The organism is Enterobacter sp. B79-1, assembly GCF_057444735.1.
This window is the reverse complement of record NZ_JBYAZJ010000001.1, coordinates 1,296,234-1,318,867: the sequence shown is the minus strand read 5'-3', so window position 1 is coordinate 1,318,867 and position 22,634 is coordinate 1,296,234. Positions and strand designations below refer to the sequence as shown.

At 55.2% G+C, this 22,634-nt stretch carries 22 protein-coding genes; 10 read left to right on the top strand and 12 right to left on the bottom strand.

The genetic code is table 11. The features are described 5' to 3' along the window. Positions 1-3: 3 nt before the first annotated feature. Positions 4-540 (bottom strand): fimbrial protein, encoded by a 537-nt coding sequence (locus AC2T6E_RS06370; protein ID WP_120158391.1) that lies wholly within the window; start codon positions 538-540, stop codon positions 4-6. Between the two features lie 256 nt (positions 541-796). On the opposite strand from AC2T6E_RS06370, the gene ybiB reads away from it, so the two are divergent. Beyond that, a complete protein-coding gene (gene ybiB / locus AC2T6E_RS06365; protein WP_174340596.1) occupies positions 797-1,759 on the top strand; it encodes a DNA-binding protein YbiB in 963 nt (320 codons plus the stop codon). A 113-nt stretch (positions 1,760-1,872) separates the two neighbouring features. Here ybiB and ybiJ read toward each other — a convergent pair whose 3' ends face one another. The 3 genes from ybiJ to mcbA form a co-directional block, all read right to left on the bottom strand. Next, the gene (gene ybiJ, locus AC2T6E_RS06360) at positions 1,873-2,133 is read right to left on the bottom strand and encodes a DUF1471 family protein YbiJ (RefSeq protein WP_029485014.1); all 261 of its coding nucleotides are present in this window, start codon (positions 2,131-2,133) and stop codon (positions 1,873-1,875) included. Between the two features lie 285 nt (positions 2,134-2,418). Beyond that, complete coding sequence (locus AC2T6E_RS06355) at positions 2,419-2,685, bottom strand: DksA/TraR family C4-type zinc finger protein (protein ID WP_108415913.1); 267 nt, start codon at positions 2,683-2,685, stop codon at positions 2,419-2,421. Positions 2,686-2,811: 126 nt separating this feature from the next. Then, positions 2,812-3,075: a DUF1471 family periplasmic protein McbA gene (gene mcbA, locus AC2T6E_RS06350; RefSeq protein WP_042716255.1), complete on the bottom strand. Its 264-nt coding sequence runs from the start codon at positions 3,073-3,075 to the stop codon at positions 2,812-2,814. Positions 3,076-3,318: 243 nt separating this feature from the next. On the opposite strand from mcbA, the gene rlmF reads away from it, so the two are divergent. Then, positions 3,319-4,230 carry a 23S rRNA (adenine(1618)-N(6))-methyltransferase RlmF gene (gene rlmF / locus AC2T6E_RS06345; protein ID WP_108415915.1) on the top strand — a complete coding sequence of 304 codons (912 nt, stop codon included), beginning with the start codon at positions 3,319-3,321 and terminating at the stop codon, positions 4,228-4,230. Between the two features lie 45 nt (positions 4,231-4,275). Here the strand turns inward: rlmF and ybiO are convergent, their stop codons facing one another. The 6 genes from ybiO to rhtA form a co-directional block, all read right to left on the bottom strand. Then, complete coding sequence (gene ybiO / locus AC2T6E_RS06340) at positions 4,276-6,489, bottom strand: mechanosensitive channel protein (protein ID WP_444508376.1); 2,214 nt, start codon at positions 6,487-6,489, stop codon at positions 4,276-4,278. A gap of 125 nt (positions 6,490-6,614) precedes the next feature. Beyond that, positions 6,615-7,337, bottom strand: a complete 723-nt coding sequence (glnQ, locus tag AC2T6E_RS06335; protein ID WP_089598967.1) for a glutamine ABC transporter ATP-binding protein GlnQ — start codon at positions 7,335-7,337, stop codon at positions 6,615-6,617. Then, a complete protein-coding gene (gene glnP / locus AC2T6E_RS06330) occupies positions 7,334-7,993 on the bottom strand; it encodes a glutamine ABC transporter permease GlnP (protein ID WP_010428919.1) in 660 nt (219 codons plus the stop codon). Before glnP ends, glnQ begins: the two co-directional genes overlap by 4 nt. Before the next feature lie 92 nt (positions 7,994-8,085). Next, positions 8,086-8,829: a glutamine ABC transporter substrate-binding protein GlnH gene (gene glnH, locus AC2T6E_RS06325; RefSeq protein ID WP_486690942.1), complete on the bottom strand. Its 744-nt coding sequence runs from the start codon at positions 8,827-8,829 to the stop codon at positions 8,086-8,088. 361 nt (positions 8,830-9,190) lie between these two features. Next, a complete protein-coding gene (gene dps / locus AC2T6E_RS06320; protein ID WP_010428924.1) occupies positions 9,191-9,694 on the bottom strand; it encodes a DNA starvation/stationary phase protection protein Dps in 504 nt (167 codons plus the stop codon). Between the two features lie 300 nt (positions 9,695-9,994). Further along, positions 9,995-10,882: a threonine/homoserine exporter RhtA gene (rhtA, locus tag AC2T6E_RS06315; RefSeq protein WP_010428927.1), complete on the bottom strand. Its 888-nt coding sequence runs from the start codon at positions 10,880-10,882 to the stop codon at positions 9,995-9,997. Between the two features lie 353 nt (positions 10,883-11,235). On the opposite strand from rhtA, the gene ompX reads away from it, so the two are divergent. After that, entirely contained in the window at positions 11,236-11,754 is a 519-nt protein-coding gene (ompX, locus tag AC2T6E_RS06310; protein ID WP_120158396.1) for an outer membrane protein OmpX, read from the top strand. Between the two features lie 119 nt (positions 11,755-11,873). Here ompX and AC2T6E_RS06305 read toward each other — a convergent pair whose 3' ends face one another. Both AC2T6E_RS06305 and mntS read right to left on the bottom strand, forming a co-directional pair. After that, complete coding sequence (locus AC2T6E_RS06305) at positions 11,874-13,457, bottom strand: phosphoethanolamine transferase (protein WP_316467299.1); 1,584 nt, start codon at positions 13,455-13,457, stop codon at positions 11,874-11,876. A gap of 279 nt (positions 13,458-13,736) precedes the next feature. Beyond that, positions 13,737-13,865 carry a manganase accumulation protein MntS gene (gene mntS / locus AC2T6E_RS06300; protein ID WP_042718971.1) on the bottom strand — a complete coding sequence of 43 codons (129 nt, stop codon included), beginning with the start codon at positions 13,863-13,865 and terminating at the stop codon, positions 13,737-13,739. A gap of 183 nt (positions 13,866-14,048) precedes the next feature. Here mntS and mntR point away from each other — a divergent pair, with 183 nt between their 5' ends. The 7 genes from mntR to AC2T6E_RS06265 all read left to right on the top strand — a co-directional run bounded on the left by mntR (position 14,049) and on the right by AC2T6E_RS06265 (position 22,584). Further along, positions 14,049-14,522 carry a manganese-binding transcriptional regulator MntR gene (gene mntR / locus AC2T6E_RS06295; protein WP_010428939.1) on the top strand — a complete coding sequence of 158 codons (474 nt, stop codon included), beginning with the start codon at positions 14,049-14,051 and terminating at the stop codon, positions 14,520-14,522. Further along, on the top strand, positions 14,519-15,628 hold the full coding sequence (locus AC2T6E_RS06290; protein ID WP_486690937.1) for an anion transporter: 1,110 nt from the start codon (positions 14,519-14,521) through the stop codon (positions 15,626-15,628). The genes mntR and AC2T6E_RS06290 overlap by 4 nt, the downstream gene beginning before the upstream one ends. 101 nt (positions 15,629-15,729) lie before the next feature. Beyond that, positions 15,730-16,824 (top strand): HlyD family secretion protein, encoded by a 1,095-nt coding sequence (locus AC2T6E_RS06285; protein WP_010428945.1) that lies wholly within the window; start codon positions 15,730-15,732, stop codon positions 16,822-16,824. Then, on the top strand, positions 16,821-18,392 hold the full coding sequence (locus tag AC2T6E_RS06280) for a DHA2 family efflux MFS transporter permease subunit (RefSeq protein WP_486690935.1): 1,572 nt from the start codon (positions 16,821-16,823) through the stop codon (positions 18,390-18,392). Before AC2T6E_RS06285 ends, AC2T6E_RS06280 begins: the two co-directional genes overlap by 4 nt. Then, a complete protein-coding gene (locus tag AC2T6E_RS06275) occupies positions 18,392-19,915 on the top strand; it encodes an efflux transporter outer membrane subunit (RefSeq protein WP_253179172.1) in 1,524 nt (507 codons plus the stop codon). Before AC2T6E_RS06280 ends, AC2T6E_RS06275 begins: the two co-directional genes overlap by 1 nt. A gap of 102 nt (positions 19,916-20,017) precedes the next feature. Beyond that, positions 20,018-21,058 (top strand): aldo/keto reductase, encoded by a 1,041-nt coding sequence (locus AC2T6E_RS06270; protein WP_010428955.1) that lies wholly within the window; start codon positions 20,018-20,020, stop codon positions 21,056-21,058. 149 nt (positions 21,059-21,207) lie between these two features. Continuing rightward, positions 21,208-22,584: a glycoside hydrolase family 1 protein gene (locus AC2T6E_RS06265; RefSeq protein WP_486690932.1), complete on the top strand. Its 1,377-nt coding sequence runs from the start codon at positions 21,208-21,210 to the stop codon at positions 22,582-22,584. Positions 22,585-22,634: the final 50 nt, after the last annotated feature.

The following is a 22,634-nucleotide window of genomic DNA, read 5'->3' as shown; positions in this document are numbered from 1 at the left end:
AGATCAGTTATAAATAACGGTGAAGGTCGATACGGAGTTAGCCGGGCCTGCGGTGATCGCGGATCCCGTTTGAATATAACGTGCACCAAACTCCAGGTTGTTAACCGCCGTGCCGGAGGTTAATGGATACTGCTGAGACGGGGTATACAAGCTGACCGGTTGTTCTGAAGAATCAACCAGCTGAATAGCGACACCCGTTGCCGCATCGACATCAGGGGTTAACGCCAGCGCAGCATTGTTATTTGAATCCGGGGTCCCGCCGAAGTTAATCGCTGCGGAGGTGACCGTTTCCGGGCAATTAGTTAACTGAATATCAAACTTGGTTAATGTGCTAGTGGAGCCAGTTCCGGAAAATACCGTTTTAGAGACTTTACCTAACTGAACGTTTAACGGGTTGCTTAACCCATTAACAACCTGACAAGCCGAATCGATAATTTCACCGGTGAAGTTAATCTGCCCTTCACCGTTTGTTGCCGCAAAAGCGGATGCAGAACATCCCACCGCTGCGGCGATCAATAAACCTAAAGCAACCTTGTTCATAATAAATCCTGGTATGTTTCTGGCGCGAACGTTGCCTGGACGTTTTCACCGTTGACCTTTAATGACTTTCCGCTGGTTATTTAATCAAAAAAAATATGAATAAGATTCTTCTATAGAAATCACAAATAATTGAAAAATTGCTTGAGTTTATTTTTTGTCATAAAAACAGCAGGTTGATTCCGTAGATAAAAGACTAACGGCAAGGCGTTCTTCAGGGCTATATTGTTAATAAGATGATGCTGTCAGGAGAGAAGTCGTGGATTATCGCAAAATTATCAAAGAGGTAGGGCGAGGCAAAAATCACGCCCGTGACCTGGACCAGGAAACGGCCCATGCGCTGTACACCCATATGCTGAACGGCGACGTGCCAGAACTTGAGCTGGGCGGCATCCTGATCGCGCTGCGTATTAAAGGTGAAGGTGAAGCCGAGATGCGCGGTTTTTATGACGCGATGCAGGCGAAAACGATGCGCTTAACGCCGCCCGTTACGAAGCCGATGCCGATTGTTATTCCCAGCTATAACGGGGCACGTAAGCAGGCGAACCTGACGCCGCTGCTGGCCATTTTGCTTAACAAGCTTGGGTTTCCGGTTGTCGTACATGGCGTCAGCGACGATCCAACGCGCGTGCTGACGGAAACGATCTTTGCGCTGCTGGGTATCGAACCGACCCTGCATGCGGGTCAGGCGCAGGCGAAGCTGGACGGGCATCAGCCAGTCTATATTCCGGTACGCGCGCTCTGCCCGCCGCTGGAAAAACAGCTTGAAATGCGCTGGCGTATGGGGGTGCGTAACAGTGCCCACACGCTGGCGAAACTGGCCACGCCGTTTAGTGAAGACGCGGCTCTGCGTCTTTCCAGCGTATCGCACCCGGAGTACGTGACGCGTGTTGGCAAGTTCTTTGAGGACATTGGCGGACGGGCGTTATTGATGCACGGAACGGAAGGAGAGGTGTATGCCAACCCACTGCGCTGCCCGCAAATCATGTTGATTGATTCTGCTGGCTCGCGTGCAGTGCTTGAACGAGGGGAAGAGAACAGGGATGTGGTTCTGCCGCAGGCAAAAGATCCGCACACCACCGCGCACTGGATCGTTGAGTGTCTGGCGGGCAATGTCCCCGTTCCGCACGCCATCAGGTTGCAAATGGCCTGTTGTTTGCTGGCGACGGGCGAGGTGGACTCAGTGGATGCCGGGCTGCAGCGCGTGGCGCAGTCGTTTTAAGCAAAAAAAAGCCCGTCCAGTGGCGGACGGGCAAACAAAGGGTAACAACAGGGTCAATGAGGGTGGAGCATCTCACCAGAGGGTACGGTGAGGGTGGAGCATAATTCGTTCGATTATTTGTAGATAACCGCAGTGCCGCTCAGTTTGTTATTGCCGTTAGCGGAGGTGATGGTGTATCCGCTTGCGCCTGCAGCAGCAGCTTTCTCAGCCAGTTTGGCTTCAAGACCGTCCAGCGTGGTTGCGCCTTCAGCACTTACCACACCCACTTTGTTCATGTTCTGTGCCTGAGTAGAAGACACTGGCTCTACAGCGAAAGCGCCGAAAGACAGAGCAGACAGGGCAACAGCAGCTACAGCATATTTGATGGTTTTCATAATTAATCTCTCGCAGGTTATTCTGATAAAGGGACGATGTTCCGTCGATGTGATAAGTATCACGGTTTTTCTTAAGAGATAAAATCGAAGAGAATTGACGTGGTCAATCAAAAAAATTGAATGACAAATAAGTTATTGAATATTAATAAATTCAGAGCGGCGCTTTACAGTTCTTATCGATGCGCTTTACAGAGAGAAGATGAAGGGCACATTTTGCTACGCGACGTACGAAAATTCGTGAGCGTAAACGTATTCGCTTGCGCCGTTGACTTAGGTAAAGGAAAGTCAACGTAACTGGCTATCTTTCGATCCTCTGCGATTATATCCCGAATGTGAAGTATTTTTTGAATCTTTCTCCTGCTGGCAGGTAATGCATAACCTTACCCCAGGGATGGCTTTTTGCCGCGCCTCGGGAATGGGGTCGCCACACTCCTCACATTCCTGCAGGCTTTTACCGCGCGGTAATTCACCGCGAGCGCGGGCTACAGCATCTTCAATCGTACTGTTGATCTGTTCGTTTACGGCGTCGTCATTTGCCCAACCGGAAGCCATGGCGTTCTCCTGTTTGGTTTTATAAAACTCATAACATTAATGTGGGGTTAAAAATCGTACGGTCAAGACAGGAATAAAGAAACTGCATCTGTTGGGGCAGATGCAGTCGGGAGGAAGGTCGAACGGTTATTTGTAGATGGTTGCTGTGCCATACATGTGGTTATCGCCGCCAGCGGAATTCACCACGAAACCTTTGGCACCTTCCTGACGTGCTTTTTCAGCCAGCTTATCCTGGAGATCGTCAAGGTTACTCGCGCGACTGACGGAGACGGTACCGGCAGCACGCAGCTGGCTGGTGTCTGTGTTTTCATTCAGTGACTGAACGGACCAGGCAGAGAAAGATGCGGCTGCCAGTGCACCCGCGACAACAAGGGTCATATATCTTTTCATAATCACATCCTCAGGGGGAAACAACAGGTGATTCCCTTTAAGTTTAGAAGCCCGACGAGTGTGATTTAGCGCAAAAATTTGATGATGATCTGCTTATTTTTTGAACGATGTAAATTGACAATTTGCTGACAGATCATAGACATAAAGGTGACTGATTCCCGGTGTTTTTTTGCGTTGGGCAGACAGTTATTTACCGTTGGGTCCGCAAAGGGTATCTTACGCCGCTGTTGAAAGGAGAATGCCATGACTGCCCAAAAGCCGGGATTGCACCCGCGTAACCGCCATAACAGCCGCTATGACATGAAAGCGCTGTGCCTGAGCTGCCCTCAGTTGCAGGACTTTATTGTACAGACGCCAGCGGGTGAACCCTCGGTCAACTTTGCCGATCCTCAGGCGGTCAAAACGCTGAACAAAGCGCTGCTGGCCCATTTTTATGGCGTGACGCACTGGGATATTCCCGAAGGCTTTCTCTGCCCACCCGTGCCTGGCCGCGCAGATTACGTCCATCACCTCGCCGATCTTCTTGCGGAAGGGAATGATGGCGTCGTTCCACAGCAGGCGACAATCCTGGATATTGGCACCGGGGCAAACCTGATTTACCCGCTGATTGGCGCGCATGAATATCAATGGCGTTTTACCGGCAGTGAAATTGGCACAGAGGCATTCGCCAGTGCGCAGGCGATTATTAACGCGAATCCAGGTTTAACCCGGGCGATCCGTTTACGTCGTCAGAAAGATGACAAATCCATCTTCAACGGCATTATTCATAAGAACGAACAGTACGATGCCACGATGTGTAATCCGCCGTTCCATGATTCTGCTGCCACAGCACGCGCAGGCAGCGAGCGTAAGCGCCGTAACCTTGGGCAGGCGGAAGATGCCGCACTGAACTTTGGCGGCCAGCAGCAGGAGCTCTGGTGTGAAGGGGGCGAAGTCGCGTTTATCCTGCGCATGATTGCAGAAAGTAAAGAGTTCGGCCGTCAGGTGAAGTGGTTTACCTCGCTGGTGTCGCGCGGCGATAACCTGCCGCCGCTCTACCGCGCCTTGACCGAAGCCGGTGCGGTGAAAGTGGTGAAGAAAGAGATGTCGCAAGGCCAGAAACAGAGCCGCTTTATTGCCTGGACGTTTATGGACAATCACAAACGTCGCAAATAGTACCCCGTCGTAGGCCGGGTAAGGCGAAGCCGCCACCCGGCTCGGTTACAGCGTCGGCTCCTGAGGTGGCAGCGGCGATGCGGGTGGCGGCAATACCTGATACGTCTGCACCGGCATCCGCACATCCGCCAGATCAAAGTGCTTTTTCACCATGCTGTCGAGCGCAAAACGCACCGTCCACTGCTTCAGCGGCTGGGTGGTGAATGAGACGCGCAGGGTGAATGCGGTATTCGTCAGCCCGACAATCCCGGCAAACGACGGCTCACCGATCACCAGCCCGCGAATATCGTCCATCTGCATCAACTCTTCTACCGCTTCCCGCAGCGCCTGCTTCGCTTTGTCCGCATCCTCGTGGCGATCCACATCGTAGTTCGCCACAACGGAACCAATCCCGCGCACGAAGTTGGCGAAGGTGGTAATCGATGACCATGGAATAATGTGATACGCACCGGTGTCCTGACGCACGCCGACGGAGCGGATGGACATTCGCTCAACGGTGCCGGTCAGCGGCCCGATGGTCACCAGGTCGCCCGTGTTCATCCCGTTCTCAAACTGAATAAAGATACCGGTAATAATATCCTTCACCAGCGTTTGTGAGCCGAAGGAGATCGCCAGCCCCAGCGCCCCGGCACCCGCCAGCAGCGGAGCGATATTCACGCCGATCTCCGAGAGTACAATCATGATGGTGATGGTGCTGATGATCACCGCCAGCGCGTTGCGGAACAACGTTAACAGCGTTCTTGCCCGCGCGCTGGGCAGGGGCCTGCCGTGAATATCGGACACCAGACGGTTTTCGATAAGGCTCGCCAGCAGCGTCCAGCCGACGGCGGAGAAGAACAGGATCAACGCGATACGAATCAGAATATCGACCGTTTTTTCACCCGCGCCGTTGTGCAGCCAGTTCCAGAAATCAAACAGTCCCCAGGCGTTCAGCAGCAGCATAATCGCCACGCAGACGGTCAAAATCCGCGCCACCTTAAGTGATACCGACATCCAGCCGTTCACGCGCTTTTGCAGTTCAGGGTAGTTCCGCTGTACCTGCGGTGAGAGGGTGATGGTTTTCGAGATCCAGCGGGACAGCAGGCCAGATACAAAAGCCGCAACGCCGATAATCGCCAGGCTTTTGAACGTCGCCCCCATCATAAATTTCAGGCTATTTCCCGGGTCAAACAGCGAGAAGAAGCAGAGCACAATAAAGTAGGCGCTCGCCAGCCAGTGCCACACCAGCGCGAAGGCGCGGATAAACAGGCTGAAGAAGGAGAGGGAACGGTCGGCCAAATGCAGCAGGCTTTCGGTGATCGCCTTTTTATTGTGAAAGATAAGATACAGCGACCAGACGGTAATACAGAGCATAATCAGCACGTTTGCCAGTGCGCCAAACTGCACGTTGACCTGGTTGGAGATGATTGGCACGGCCACCAGCAGGCCGTAGCCAATCAGGCCGCTGAGCACGCTTAACCGCACGGCCCAGTATTTCGCGCTCTCATCCTTAATATTAAACGGGCGAAGTTCAGGCACGCGCGGGCAAAAGATGACGCGCAGCACCGCTTTAAAAAATTCGATGAGCGCAAATGCATTGAGGAAGAGCGCCTGCTGGAAGGCAATGGTTTTGTTGCCCGTATTGAGGCGATCGGCCAGGATCTGACCGACAAACAGCGTCAGTGCCAGCAGCAGTAAATCGATGATAAAGGCTCCGGCGACCATCGCCGGGAGGTGCAGCCAGCTGCTTTTATGCTGGTTTTTTTTCCGCCCCCAGATACCCATCTTGCGGTACAGCGGCCAGGCACACAGGCGTACCAGCCAGTAAAAAATAAACACACCGGCGGCCAGCATTAAAAACTGCGTTACGGCAGTGGAAAAGGTCTGTGGATTAAAGGCCTTATGCGGAGAGCCAATCAGATTTCGGTAAAGCTGGGCAAAACGAGAGGAGAGGGCCTCCCCATAGTGGCGGCTGACGTCGGTGACGTTTTCCAGCACTGTTTTTTGCTCCTCCACCTGGGGCGGAGTGATGGCCGGAACGGACTCCTGGGATGGCGTGGCGGCGACTTTACGAAGCTCACCGATTAACTCTTGCCGGGCGGCGTCGTTTTCCAGCACGTCGGCAAGGGCGCCGTAGGCGGCTTTTTTCTTTTCAACATCGGGCTCCGGTGGCGGCGTACTGTCCTTCGTCGCGGTGGTTCCGGTGGTGACGCCGGGGATCGCGACGGCGAACGATGGCGCACTAAACAGGCTAATCAACAGCAACAGGATCCACGGCACGGCGCCCTCCGGTGAAAATGTCGAACAAAATGATAAGTATAGAAGTCGAGGCGCGGAGGGGAATTTTTGGGAACAATCTGGCGTAAAAAAGCCGGGCAGGGCCCGGCTCGGTGTGACGCGAGGGATCAGGAGACGTGCTGGAGGAACTCCTGCAAACGCTGCCCTGGCGGGTTAGCAATAAGCTCTTGCGGGTTACCGTCCTGAGCAATACGGCCTTTATCAATAAAGATCAGGCGGGACGCTACTTTCTCAGCAAAGCCGATTTCGTGGGTCACGATCACCATCGTCATTCCTTCTTCGGCCAGATCCTGCATGACTTTCAGCACCTCGTGGCGCAGCTCCGGGTCGAGCGCGGAAGTCGGCTCATCAAACAGCATCATCTTCGGTTTCACCGCCAGCGCGCGGGCAATCGCCACGCGCTGCTGCTGGCCGCCGGACAGCTCGGAAGGGTAGTGGTGCGCACGTTCGGCCAGGCCGACCTTAGCCAGCAGATCTTTTGCCTGCGCTTCCGCCGCCGCTTTGCTCGCCCCGCGCACGCGCAGCGGGCCAAACATCACGTTCTCCAGCGCCGTGAGGTGCGGGAACAGGTAGAACTGCTGGAACACCATGCCCGCTTCCTGACGAATCAGACGCTCATCCACTTTCGGGTCATTGACCTTCAGGCCGTCGACGATCAGATCGCCGCTGGTGATCTCTTCCAGCTTGTTGATGCAGCGCAGCAGGGTGGATTTACCGGAGCCGGACGGCCCGATAATCACCACCACTTCGCCCTGTTTGATGCTCAAATCGATATTATGCAGCACCTGGGTTGGGCCAAAGTGCTTGGAAACGTTTTTAAATTCAATCACAGGATTTTCATCCTTCTTTCAAGACGACGCAGAACGAAGCTCAGAACCAGAGTGATGATCAGATAGACAACGGCTACCGCACTCCAGATTTCCAGCGCGCGGAAGTTGCCCGCAATGATCTCCTGCCCCTGACGGGTCAGTTCAGCCACGCCGATAACAATAAACAGCGACGTGTCTTTAATGCTGATAATCCACTGGTTACCCAGTGGCGGCAGCATACGGCGCAGCGCCAGCGGCAGAATCACGTGGCGGATCGTTTCGCGACGGGAAAGCCCCAGTGCCAGACCGGCTTCACTGAAACCTTTATGAATCGACAGCACCGCACCGCGGGTGATTTCTGCGATGTAAGCGCCTGAGTTGATCATAATGGTCACGACGGCGGCGCTGAACGGGTCAATGCGCAGATCGTTGAAAGCCATTGGCAGGGCGAAGTAGATAAACATGACCTGCACGACAATCGGGGTGCCGCGGATCACTTCGATGAAAACCAGTGCGATGTGGTTTGCAATCCAGCCGCCGTAGGTGCGGGCGAAACCGGCGACAAGACCGATAATCAACCCGCCAACCAGACCCAGGACCGAAATCCACAGGGTCATTTTAGCGCCTTCAAGCAAGAGAGGAATGGCAGGCCAGATGGCGCTCCAGTCAAACTGCATGATGTATTCCTGTATACCGTGGTAAAAAACGAAAAACGTAGGCCCGGCAAGCGTGAGCGCCACCGGGCGTTACAAACCTGAATTCAGGTAAATTATTTAGGCTCGGTACCGAACCATTTTTTGTAGATTTCGTTATAGGTGCCGTTCTCTTTCAGGGTTTTCAGCGCGCCGTTAACTTTCGTGCTCAGGTCGTCGCTGCCTTTCGGGAACGCGATACCATACTGCTGTGCTTCCAGAGAATCACCGACCGCTTTGAACTTGCCGTTGCCCGCGGTTTTGATGAAGTACAGGATGTTCGGCGTGTCGTGCAGAACGGCGTCAGCACGGTTGGTACCCAGTTCCATGTAGGCATTGTCGATGTTCGGGAACTGGCGCAGATCTTTGGTTTTGATATTTGCTTTCGCGTAATCAACGGAACCCGTACCGCTCTTCACTGCCACCACTTTACCGTCGAGATCTTTTACGCTTTTTACGTCGTTATTGTCGGCTTTCACCATCACCAGCAGGCCGCTTTTGTAGTAGCCGTCGGAGAAGTCGATCGCTTTTTTACGCTCTTCGGTAATCGTGATACCCGCCAGTGCCAGGTCAACGTTTTTGGTCTGCAGCGCAGGGATGATGCCGCTGAAGTCCATCGGTTTCAGGGTGTAGTCCAGTTTGAGTTCTTTTGCGACCGCAGCCCAAAGATCCACGTCAAAACCAACGTATTTGTCACCCTGTTTGAATTCAAACGGAACGAACGCCGTGTCGGTCGCCACAACGAGTTTGTCGGCAGCCTGAGAGGACACTGCAAATGCCAGGGTAAGTGCAGCCAGTGAAACTTTTAATACAGACTTCATAGCATTTCCTTTTATAACCACGGGGCGATCCCCTGCGAGAACGACAGGCACCATGAAAAAATCGTGCCAACTTTACAAGCTGTTGTTTTACAAAGGGGATGATGTCACGCATTGCACAAAAAATGGAGCAATGATGTCGTGTTGCACCAGCGTGAGGCACCATTTTGGTGCGACTCATTTGGCGTATCTGACGAGGTGATATTTAGCGCAGATTCTGACGGAAAAACAATCTTCCGTTAACGGTTGTGTGAGGTGATTATTACATTTCGTTCACTTTTGCAGGTGTGCAGTGCAAAAGTGTGCACCATAAATGTGCAAAACCCCCGCCAGAGGCGAGGGTGTCATTGGTAATTCGTATGGCTTATTCGATGTTAGATTCGATAAACCACAGGAATTGATCCAGGTCGCGAGAGGCGGCGGTGAAGATATCAGCCGTGTCTTCGTCTTTCGCTTCGCCGATGGCTTTACGCACGTCGTTCGCGACGATGGCATAACGATCCGCCAGCTCTTTCAGGTGATCCTGAACGGTATGGATATCCAGCGGATAGCTTTTCAGAGGCGTTTTGCTGTTAATCACCTGCGTGGTCCCCAGCGCCACACCGCCTAACTGAACGGCACGTTCGGCCATCGTATCGAGGTGGGTAACCAGTGCTGTGCGGAAGCCATCCAGCATTTCATGAACGGCAATAAAGTTTGCACCGCGCATATTCCAGTGGGCCTGCTTGGTGATCAGCGAAAGATCGATGAACTGGATCACCTGGCGATTCAGCAACTCAATGGTCGCCTTTTTGTCGCTATCCGATACATCGTTACGGGTATAAAGCAGATTAGACGCTTTCGTTTTCACCAGTTTAGCGGTACTCATAATCTCATATCCTCTTGATGTTTGTGTCCCAGGTAATTACGGAACTAAGTATAGCACCGGATTTTTTGCCTGCGGTTTGGCTCTGCCTATCGGTTTAATAGCAAGAAGGATGTTGAGTCTGTATCGTGCTGAAAATAAATGATTTTTATGAAATTGATACAGATCAATCTTAATTCTGAACGTACGGTGCGTAGCCCTGTGGATTATTTCGTGACGATGACAGTTCGTGTAACGAAATATGATGAGCGTGGAAGGCGCCTATATTCTGCATGGCGAGAAAGCCATGCAGAATATAGAGCATTAATTGATGTCAACTTTCTTCACTTTGGGTTCAGGGCGCATTGTCAGCGTTGATCCCATAGAGGCCGCGATAATGGAGCACAGTGCCAGCGTCTGGGTAAACGTCAGCGTTTCGCCGAGGAAGACCATCCCCGAGATAGCCGCCAGTGCAGGCTCCATGCTCATTAACGTACCGAAAATGCGTGTCGGCAAACGCGTCAGGGCTATCATCTCCAGAGAATAGGGGAGTGCCGTAGAAAGAATAGCGACCGCCAGCCCCACGGGCAGAATGGACCATTGCCAGATGGATTCGGTGGCCTGCGCCATACCGAGGGGGACAAAGATGATGGCGGCAATCAGCGAGCCCAGCGCAACCGTGGCCGGACCATGCTCCTCCCCGGCGCGTTGGCCGGTGAGGATATAGACAGCCCAGCAGGCACCCGCGCCCAGTGCCAGCGCGGCACCCGTCAGATCAATCTGCGCGACGCTCTGACCCAGCGGCAGCAGGAACCAGAGCCCCAGAACGGCTAACACGACCCAGATGAAATCCACCGGACGACGTGAAGAGAAGAGAGCAACCGCCAGCGGCCCCGTAAATTCAAGCGCGACGGCAATCCCCAGCGGAATGGTCTGAATAGAGAGGTAGAACATGTAGTTCATCGCGCCCAGCGCCAGCCCGTATAAAAGAAGCGGCAGCCGCTGCTCTTTTTTGAAACGCAGACGCCAGGGTTTAAAGATAACCACGAGGATTAGCGTCCCTAATGCAATACGCAGGGCTGTAACGCCGGGCGCGCCCACCAGAGGAAAGAGTGATTTTGCAAGCGACGCGCCACTCTGAATCGACAACATGGCGATCAGTATTACAGCGACCGGCATCCAGACCGATGACGTGCGGGATAACCCTGGCATCCTTTCTCCTGTCAATTTATGTCAAATAGGGTAAAAGCCGCAGTGTAATGGAAATATGCGCTCACGGTTGAGCTACTGTTGAAAAAAAACCAGGGAAAATCCGTAAAATAGATAAGCGTTGCTGGTTTTATCGCCTGTCAGATTAGGAATAATCTGGATGAATGTAACGGCGATGGCGCGCACTATGACTATTTTGCGGCGAAAATTTAACGTAATTTGAACGAGATAGCTGATTCTGGAAACGTTCTGTTACAGGAAAGACCTCGTTAGACATTACGAATCACAAAGAGTTTCGCAAAATTTTTTGATATATTTAAAACTTACGGACTTACTTGAACACATTTGAGGTGGTTATGAAAAAAATTGCATGTCTTTCAGCACTGGCCGCAGTTCTGGCTGTTTCCGCAGGTACTGCTGTAGCTGCTACTTCTACCGTTACCGGTGGTTACGCTCAGAGCGATATGCAGGGCGTGATGAACAAAACTAACGGTTTCAACCTGAAGTACCGTTACGAGCAAGACAACAACCCGCTGGGCGTGATCGGTTCTTTCACTTACACCGAGAAAGATCGCACTGAAAACGGCGCATATAACAAAGGTCAGTACTACGGTATCACCGCTGGTCCTGCTTACCGCCTGAACGACTGGGCTAGCATCTACGGTGTTGTAGGTGTTGGTTACGGTAAATTCCAGCAGACCGAAAACGAAGGTCTGAACCGCACTGCAAGCAACAGCGACTACGGCTTCTCCTATGGCGCGGGTCTGCAGTTCAACCCAATCGAAAACGTTGCACTGGACTTCTCCTATGAGCAGAGCCGTATCCGCAACGTTGACGTTGGCACCTGGATCGCAGGCGTAGGTTACCGCTTCTAATCACTTCGGTGAGCCAGTAAAAAATCCGCCCATTGTGGCGGATTTTTTTTTTGTCTTTTTCCCTCTCCCCGTGGGAGAGGGCCAGGGTGAGGGCATCAGACCGCACGAGACGGTAGAGATCACTTACTCTTAATATCAAAAATGTCCGTACCCAGATGGTTATAGTCAACTTTCTGTAACTTGAAGTTGGTAACGTAAACTGGGGGGCCCTTCTTGTTTGAGACGAACGGGTAAGAAATTTTTATCTGCTCTGCAGCAATCCCCGTCCATTGTGAAAAGAAAGCCAGAAAATCATTCGCCGAACGACGCGCTTTGATGATGCGATGCTTTTTGTCGTCACTCGACAGCACCATAAAAGGCACCTGGAAGTTCTGCTGAAATGCATCGTCGTGCGCCAGGTACTGCACCTCTTTACCGCGCTCTTTAAACGCCAGCCCGTGATCGGAGAAATAGACCATCGAGAAACTGTCGCCCGTATTGCGCAGCTGGGCATAGAGCTTGCTGAGCAGGTCGTCGGTTTGCGTCATGGTGTAGAGATAACATGATGTCTCTTTGGACTGCACAAACTCTGTGTACTTTCCGTTTGTACGATCGCACGCCTGAGGATGTGACCCCATCAGGTGCAGAACAATCAGCTGTGGCTGGGTGCGCTGAGTGGCAAAGACCTGCGCGGTCATTTTCAGCAATGCTTCATCTTTCGTGTTTTTGTCGGCTTCAAAATCACCGCTTTTCAGGAACTGAACCTCATCGGCACGCTTCGCAATACTGGCGATGGCGGTATCGTATTCGCCAATTTGCCCCTGGTTGGAGAACCACCATGTCTGGAACCCCGCGCGGTTTGCCAGCGTGACAAAATTATCCTGATACTGCGGTTTGCCGTCGACCACACGGTTCAGTGTCAGGCCGAGTGATTTCTGCGTCGAGCCGCTGGCTGCAACGTAATCGGTAAACAGGGCACCGTTTACCGAACTGGCAAACGGCGTGTTATCCCAGTGACCGCCAAAAGCACCGAGCGCATCGCGGCGCGCACTTTCGCCAATCACCACCACGTAGGTATGGTACTTCGGCTTCACGGCCAGCACGTTCCAGGTGTCTTTCATGGTGGAAAGTTCAGCCATGCGCGCCTGCTCGTCGAGAACCTCTCTATTATTTACCACGACGTCTTTCACGAAGCGGAAAACCGGATAGCCAATATTGGTGAGCCTTAGCTTACCGTCCCAGGGAATATTCTGGATGGGGGCGACAAACGCCACGGCAATGCTGAACACCAGACAGAGTATTTCGATCTTACCCCAGGATTTTTTCTCGCCTGACTGACGGCGGATGGCGATAACGCCCAACGCGAAGATAAAGAGCCCGACCACGTAGCTGTACCACGGGAAGATCGTCAGGATCTCCGTCGACTCTTCCATATTGGTCGAATGCAGCGCCAGCAGGGTATTGAAGTTTGGCGCGCCGTAGGCCTGGCCAAACGGGAAATACATCGCAGCAACCAGCGAACAGACCCCGACCAACGCTTTCTGCACGCGCGGGGCACTCCGCCACAGCACGTGGAGCACGCAGGTAAACGCCACGGCGTAGAGCAGGCTAAACGGGTAGCCAAGCGCAAAGTTAATCAGCAGCGATTGCAGAAAGTAGAATCCCGTCCACGGGCTTAAGGCCCGGCTGCGGGTAACAAGTGTTTCTTTCAGGGTTAAGTTCATAGATCACTATCATGAAAACGCCATGTGCTCACCCTGGCGCCAAGGGTCAAAGCCTGCCTGACAGTGCGTGGAGAGGGAATGAGGGTCCGCTTCAGCGAGCCGCAAATGGTGCAGGGCTGCAAGAAGATAGTGCGAGCGTGAAATAAGGTCAACAGTTGCTAAACAGATGTTTTGCGAGGGAGACTGCAAATCCGTAAAAAAGATCGGGATTAAGGCGGCCAGAGGCCAGTTTACATGGGGTTTGTGACGGAAAAATGAAGCGGCGTACCGCGACGCCGCTTAGTGAGAAGATTTGTCATCCTGCTGCGGTTTGTTGTTAAACATATCGCACAGCATGTTCAACAGCATTAAGCGCACTTTAAAAGGAGAGTGGGTAAACACGTTCATACACCTCTTGAATTCATTCATGTGACCTCCTGATTTCTGATCCCTTCGATCCGTGAAGGGTGACTGCATTACATACAGATATAGCACAGGCTATATTGTATAGCTATGGCTAATTCGTTAAATTTTTGTGCTTGTAGAGCTATGGTTTACAATGTGCGCTCCGTTACAGGACGCTGGAAGCGTCACCCCCATTGAGGAAGCACAATGAACCGTCGCGCAGGTAAGCCAACTACAAAAAAAACGACGCAACTGGTGAATGTTGAAGAGCACGTAGAAGGGTTCCGCCAGGTGCGTGAAGCGCATCGCCGGGAGCTGATTGATGACTATGTGGAACTGATCTCCGATTTGATTCGTGAGGTTGGCGAAGCACGTCAGGTCGATATGGCCGCGCGGCTGGGCGTTTCCCAGCCAACGGTAGCCAAAATGTTAAAACGTCTGGCGTCAGTGGGCTTGATCGAGATGATCCCGTGGCGCGGCGTGTTCCTGACGGCAGAAGGCGAAAAGCTGGCGCAGGAGAGCCGCGAGCGTCATCAGATCGTGGAGAACTTTTTACTGGTACTGGGCGTCAGCCCGGAAATTGCCCGCCGGGATGCGGAAGGGATGGAGCACCACGTCAGTGAAGAAACGCTGGTGAAGTTCCGTGAATTTACACTCAAATATGGTTCTTCTGCTGAATGAACATCCCCGGCCTGCAAGCCCTGACGCGTGACCGTTTCTTTCATCTCTTACTGATTATTGGTGCAGGCTTAAGCCTCTTTGTCCCCTTTACCCCTCACGCCTGGCCTGCGGCAATTGACTGGCGCACGATTATTACCCTGAGCGGCTTAATGATGCTCACCAAAGGGGTAGAGCTAAGCGGCTACTTTGATGTTCTGGGGCGCAAAATGGTGCGCCGTTTTGCCACCGAGCGCCGGCTGTCTCTGTTCATGGTCTTTTCCGCAGCGGTGCTGTCGACGTTTCTGACCAACGATGTCGCGCTGTTTATCATCGTGCCGCTCACGCTCACGCTGCGTAAGCTCTGTGAAATTCCGGTCAGCCGTCTGATTATCTTTGAAGCACTGGCCGTGAATGCTGGCTCGCTGTTAACGCCCATCGGGAATCCACAAAATATCCTGCTCTGGGGCCGTTCGGGCCTGTCGTTTGCCGCCTTTACCTGGCAGATGGCCCCGTTGGCGCTGGTGATGATGCTTTCCCTGCTGGCGGTCTGCTGGTTTGCCTTCCCGGATAAAAAACTGCAGTACCACAGCGGCACGACGGGCCCGCAGTGGCAGCCGCGGCTGGTCTGGAGCTGTCTGGCATTGTATATCGTCTTTTTGGTCGCGCTGGAGATGAAGGTTGAGCTGGCGGGCGTGCTGCTGGTTGCCGCCGGGTTTTTAGTGCTGTCGCGGTGGGTGCTGGTGAGCGTCGACTGGACGCTGCTGCTGGTCTTCATGGCGATGTTTATCGATGTCTCTCTGCTCATCCAGCTGCCTGCACTGCAAAATGTGCTTCACGGCGTCAGCGGTCTGTCGCAGCCGGGACTGTGGCTGACGGCGATTGGCCTGTCGCAGTTTATCAGCAACGTGCCGTCGACCATTCTGCTGCTCAACTATGTTCCGCCTGACACCCTTCTGGCCTGGGCGGTAAACATCGGCGGGTTTGGGCTGCTGCCCGGTTCCCTTGCCAACCTGATTGCCCTGCGCATGGCCAACGACCGCCGCATCTGGTGGCGCTTCCATTTATGGTCGGTCCCGATGCTGATGTGGGCAGCCGCGATCGGTTTCGGACTATTCCTTCTCATATAGTGCGCTATTTGTCAGTTTATCCTGGCAAATGTATAGCAACGTCCTAGCTTTAGTGAACGGCATAGTGTGATGCCGCTCACTGACAGGACCGTTGCTGACCTATGGCTGAAGATCAAAACCCGCCTGCTGACGAGCAGGAAAACAACAATAATGCGCGCAAGCGCCCGGGCAAAAAACCGTTAATTATCCTCGGCGTTGTCGTGGTGGTAATGGTCGTCGTGGCGCTGGTCTGGTGGTTTTTAACCCGTAATGAAGAGACGACCGACGACGCCTTTACCGACGGTGACGTGGTGACCATTGCCCCCAAAACGGCGGGATACGTCACCGAGCTTCGCGTGCGTGATAACCAGCGCGTGAAGAAAGGGGATCTGCTGGTGGTTATCGATCCTCGCGATACTACGGCCCAGCGCGATCAGGCTCAGGCGCAGCTTGGGCTGGCGCTTGCTCAGCTCCACCAGGCGCAGGCACAGCTGGCGCTCTCGAAGGTGCAATATCCTGCCCAGCGTGACGAAGCCAAAGCGCAGGTGCTAAAAGCGCAGGCCGATATGGCGAACGCCCAGGCGGAGTACCGCCGTCAGCGCGGCGTTGACCCGCGTGCGACCACGCAGCAAAGTATCGATTCTGCGAATGCCCAATTGCGCAGTGCGCAGGCCGGACTGGCCAGCGCCCAGGCGCAGCTGGAAGTGGCGGAGCAGGTACAGCTACAAATCCGTCAGCAGGAAACCAACGTTGAAGCCCGCGAACGTCAGGTCGATCAGGCCAAAGCGCAGCTGGAAAACGCGAACCTGAATCTCTCTTACACCGAAGTCCGCGCCCCGTTCGACGGCTTCGTCACCAAACGCAACGTACAGCCCGGCACGCTGGTGCAGGCGGGTACGGCGCTGTTCTCACTGGTCTCCCCGAACGTGTGGGTGGTAGCGAACTTCAAAGAGTCGCAGCTGGAGCGCATGAAGCCCGGTGACAAGGTCAGCGTCTCTGTGGATGCCTGGCCGGATATGGAACTTGAAGGCCACATTGACAGCATCCAGCAGGGCAGCGGTTCGCGCTTCTCCGCGTTCCCGTCGGAAAACGCCACCGGTAACTTTGTCAAAATCGTCCAGCGCGTGCCGGTGAAAATCGTGATTGATAAGGGGCTGGATCCGAACAGGCCGCTGCCGCTGGGGCTGTCGGTTGAACCGAAGGTGACGGTGGAATGACGGACCACAGCCACGATAGCTGGAAGCCCGCCAGCAACCCGTGGGCGGTGGCAATTGTTGTCACCCTCGCGGTGTTTATGGAAATTCTGGACACCACCATCGTCAACGTGGCGCTGCCGCACGTGGCCGGGTCGCTCTCGGCCAGCTATGACGAATCCACCTGGGTACTGACCAGCTACCTGGTGGCGAACGGCATCGTGCTACCCATCTCTGCCTTCCTCAGTCGCCTGTTTGGCCGCAAGCAGTTCTTCTTAATCTGCATCGTGATGTTCACCATCTGCTCGTTTCTGTGCGGCATCGCCACCGAGCTGTGGCAAATCATCCTGTTCCGCGTGATGCAGGGCTTCTTTGGCGGCGGGCTGCAGCCCACGCAGCAGTCGGTGCTGCTCGACTACTTCAAGCCGGAGGACAGGGGCAAGGCCTTTGGTCTGTCGTCCATTGCCATCATCGTTGCGCCGGTGCTTGGTCCGACGCTGGGCGGCTGGATCACCGATAACTACTCCTGGCGCTGGGTGTTCTTTATCAACATTCCGGTGGGGATTGTGACGGTGCTGGCGATCTACCAGCTGCTGGAAGATCCGCCGTGGGAGAGCAAGTCAAAAGAGAAGCTGACCGTCGACTGGACGGGGATCGGCCTGATCGCCCTCGGCCTGGGCTGCCTGCAGGTGATGCTCGACCGGGGGGAAGATGACGACTGGTTCTACTCGAACTTTATCCGCACCTTCGCGGTGCTGACGCTCATCGGCATTATCGGCGCAATTTACTGGCTGCTGTATGCCAAAAAACCGGTTGTGGATCTGCACTGCATGAAGGACCGCAACTTCGCCATTTCCAGCCTGTTAATGGCAGGGATGGCGATGATCCTGTACGGCAGCTCGGTGGTGATCCCGCAGCTGGCGCAGCAGGACCTGGGCTATACCGCCACCTGGTCAGGGCTGGTGCTGTCGCCCGGCGCGGTGTTGATTGTGTTAACCATCCCGCTGGTGCTGAAGCTGATGCCGGTGGTGCAGACGCGCTGGATTATTGCATTTGGTTTTACCTGTCTGGCGGTGTCGTTCTTCTGGTCGCGCACGCTGACGCCGGATATCGACTTTGAAACGCTGGTGCTGTTTCGCAGCGCCCAGTCGATAGGGCTGGGGTTCCTGTTTGTGCCGCTGACCACCATTGCCTTTATCTCGATACCGAGGCGGCTGAACGCCGACGCGGCGGCGCTGTTTACCATGTTCCGCAACGTGGCCGGTTCGATTGGGATTTCGCTCTCGACGGCGGCGATAACCGAACGCGCGCAGGCGCACAGCGCTCATCTGGCGTACCACGCTTCGCCGTTTAACGAACAGTTCCAGCTGGCGATTCGTGAGAGCGCGCAGGTGATTCAAAACTTCACCACCCAGGTGGGCGACCCTACGGGAATTGCCACCGGGCGCATGTACCAGACCATGATCGAGCAGTCGCGCTTCCTGGCCTACATCGACGTCTTCACCCTCCTGAGCGCGGTGGCCTTGTTACTGATCCCATTTTGTTTGTTGCTCTCGCCGGTTAAGAGCGAGGGGAGTGCAGGAGCACATTGATGATACACAGACGTTTACACCCCCTGATGATAATGATGCTGCTGGTGGGCTGTGCCGTCGGGCCGGACTACCAGCAGCCCGCGCCGCCCGCCGTCACGCACTGGAACGATAAGGGCGACGGCGGGGTGAAATCGCAAACCACCTCCGCCGCGACCAACCCGCGCTGGTGGAAGACCTTCGGCTCGGCGCAGCTCGACAGCCTGGTTGAACGCGCCATCGCGGGAAACCTGACGCTGCAGCAAACGGTGCTGCGCATTGCCGGCGCGCGTGAACAGATTAACCAGGCGGGCGGGGCGTTTTATCCGTCGGTCAACGGTAACCTGCAGGCGACGCGCCAGCAGCTTGGGTTGGAAGGAGAGCTGAAATCCCACGGTGTGTACGACCAGGTGGATAGCATCGATCCCGATCTGAAAGGCGCGCTGGGGCCGCTGACGCAGCCGGTTAACCTCTACCAGGGCAGCTTCGACGCCCAGTGGGAAATCGACCTGTGGGGCAAGGTGCGCCGTCAGGTGGAGGCCGCCGAAGCGCAGCAGAAAGCGGCGATAGAGCAGCGTAACGACGCGCTGGTGTCGCTGGAGGCCGAAGTGGCCCGCGCGTGGCTCCAGCTGCGCGGGGCGCAGAGCATTATCGCCACGCTGAACACCCAGATTGAGAGCGCCCGGCAGACGTTGGATCTGACCGAAAGCCGCCAGCGCGGCGGGCTGTCTCCGCAGATGGATGTGGAAAACGCCCGGGCGCAGTTAGGCAACCTTGAAGCGCAGCTGCCGCAATATCAGGCGCAGGAGCGGCAGGCGATGAACGGCCTGGCGATCCTGCTCGGCAAGCCGCCGGGCGCGCTGGATGCGGAATTGCAAAGCGTGCAGCCGATGCCTGCCCTGCCGGATATCGTGCAAACGGGCATTCCGTCGACGCTGGCGCGCCGTCGTCCGGACGTGCGCGAAGCGGAGGCGAACCTTCACGCTGCCACGGCGCAAATCGGCGTCTCGGTGGCGGAGCTGTTCCCGAGCTTTACGCTCTCCGGGCAGTTTGGCCTGCGCAACAGCGAAACTAACTGGCTGACCGACTGGAGCAGCCACTTCTACAGCTTCGGTCCGCAGGTCTCTATTCCCATCTTCCAGGGCGGCCGGCTGGTTTCCAGTGTCAAGGTGGCGCGTGCGCAGCAGGGCGCAGCGGTGCTGGACTATCGCCAGACGGTGCTCACCGCGCTCGGGGATGTGGAAAACGCGCTGGTGAGCTATCGCACCGACCAGCAGCGTGAAGCGGGCCTCGCGAAGACCATCGACGCGCTGCAAAACGCGTTCGACCTGGCAAGCGACAGCTACCGACAGGGGATCGCCAGCTTTATCGACGTGCTGGACGCCCAGCGTCAGCTTGCGCAGGCCCAGCAGCAGCGCGCACAGGCGCAGGTGCAGAGCGCGCTCGATCTGGTGGCGCTCTACAAAGCTCTGGGCGGCGGCTGGGAGCCGTATCAGCAGGTGCAATTACCGGAGTACAACGTCTTTGGCGACGCCCCGCGCGGATAAATTCAGAGGATTGGGCAAGAAACGGACAGGAACGCCACATTCGCGAGGGTTGAGGGGCGGGTATAACTATCGGGTACCCAATCGACATGCGAGGAATCACTTATGCGTTATCAAAAACTGGGCAACACCGGACTGTTTGTTTCTGAACTGTGCCTCGGCACCATGACCTTCGGCGGTGAAGACGGCATGTGGGGCAAGATTGGCCAGCTTAAGCAGAACGAAGCCGAGCAGCTGGTGGGCCGCGCGCTGGACGCGGGCATCAACTTTATCGATACCGCCGACGTCTATTCGGAAGGGCGCTCGGAGACGATACTCGGGCAGGCGCTGAAAAACCTGAACGTCCCGCGCGAAAATGTGGTGGTGGCCACCAAGGTGTTTGGCGAAACGGGCACCGCTGGGGTGAACTCGCGCGGCAGCTCGCGCTATCACATCATCAGCAGCGTGAAGGAGAGCCTGCGCCGCCTGCAGCTCGATCATATCGATCTCTATCAGCTTCACGGCTTTGACCCCGCAACACCGATTGAAGAGACGCTCTACGCGCTGGATAACCTGGTGCAGCATGGCCACGTGCGCTACATCGGCGTTTCTAACTGGGCGGCGTGGCAGATAGCCAAAGCGTTGGGCATTTCGGCGCGTCTGGGGCTGGCGCGTTTTGCGTCATTGCAGGCGTACTACACCATCGCCGGGCGCGATCTGGAGCGTGAGCTGGTGCCAATGATGCAGAGCGAAGGCGTTGGGCTGATGGTCTGGAGCCCGCTGGCGGGCGGCCTGCTGAGCGGAAAATATGGCCGCGACGGGACGAGCGAAACCGGTGGCCGCCGTCTGGAGTTCGATTTCCCGCCGGTGGATAAAGATCGCGCCTTCGACTGCGTGGACGTGATGCGCACTATCGCCGAAAGCAAGGGTGTCTCCGTCGCGCAAATCGCGCTGGCGTGGCTGCTGCACCAGAAAGCGGTAACCAGCGTGATTATTGGCGCTAAACGCGTCGATCAGCTGGACGACAACATTGCCGCAACAGGGATCCGCTTAAGCGAAGACGAGCTTAAGCAGCTGGATGCGGTGAGCGCGCTGCCGCGCGAGTATCCGGGCTGGATGCTGGAGCGCCAGGGAGAATATCGCCGTAACCAGCTCGCACAACAGTAACCTTCCTTTTCCCCGGCGGCGCTTCGCTTGCCGGGGCTTTTTTTCCCGCACTGCTCACAAAAAACGATCCTCCTCTTTGATCCAAATTTAATCTTCGCCTATATGACTAGTCATGAAATTTTAAATGACTAGTCATATAGGGAGAGACCATGAACAATTCACTGCCAGCCAACTTTTTATGGGGCAACTCGGTGTCCAGCATGCAGACGGAAGGGGCCTGGAACGAGGGTGGGAAAGGGATGTCGGTGTACGACATTCGCGAAGCCGGGGAAAACATCTCAGACTGGAAAGTGGCGACCGACTCCTACCATCGCTATCGGGAAGATTTCGATCTGATGCAGGATCTGGGCATGAACTGCTACCGCTTTCAGATTTCATGGAGCCGCGTCTGCCCGCAGGGCGACGGCAATTTTAACGACGAGGGCATCGCGTTTTACGACCGTTTTATCGACGATCTGATCGCACGCGGCATCGAGCCGATGGTGTGTCTCTACCACTTCGATATGCCGCTGGCGCTGGCGCAGGAGTACAACGGCTTCAATGACCGCCGCGTAATGGACGCCTTTATCCGCTACGGTAAAAAGATGATCGACTGCTATGGCGACCGCGTGAAGTACTGGCTGACCTTCAACGAGCAGAACATCTTCCATATGCCGGAAGCGTTTCGTATTTCGGGCTATATGAAAGGCGAGCAAACCCTGCGCGAGCTGTATGAGCTGCAGCACCATACGATGGTGGCGCACATGGCGCTGACCGAGTATTTGCACCAGACCAAACCGGGCCAGCTGATGGGCGGCATGCTGGCACACCAGCTCATCTACCCGGCCACCTGCAAACCGCGTGACATCTTCTGCGCCCAGCAGTATGACGAATTTCTCAACCAGAACCTGCTGCGCGTTTTCGCGGGGCAGGGCTACAGCCCGGCGGTGATGGCGGTGGTGGAGCAGGAGGGCTTTGGTGATATCTACCGCGCCGAGGATCTCGCGCTGCTGGCGCGCACCAGAAACGACTATATGGCCTTTAGCTACTACGCCAGCAAAACGCTGGACAGTGATGCGATCCCGGAAGGTACGCCGGTGAACTATTACCTGCTTCACGGCGAGAAAAATAACCCATACCTGAAGGCCACCGAGTGGAACTGGCAGATCGATCCGCTGGGCTTTCGCACCATCATCACCCGCTACGCCAACGACTGGCGGATGCCGGTCTTCCCGATTGAGAACGGCATTGGGGTGATTGAATCCTGGGACGGCGTGAACCCGATTGATGACACCTACCGCATCGACTACCACCGGGCACATATCGAGGCCATGAAGGAGGCGATGTTCGAGGACGGGGCGGAGGTCATTGGCTACCTTGGTTGGGGCTTAATCGACATTCTCAGTTCCCAGGGCGACATGCGTAAGCGCTATGGCGTGGTCTATGTCAACCGTGAAAACCACGACCTGAAAGACCTGAAGCGCGTGCCGAAGAAGAGCTACGCGTGGTTAAAACAGGTTATCCATACCAACGGACGCGAGATGTAAGCCGTACGCTGCCGGGCCGTTTTTGTGACTGATTGATGGGAACTATCCGC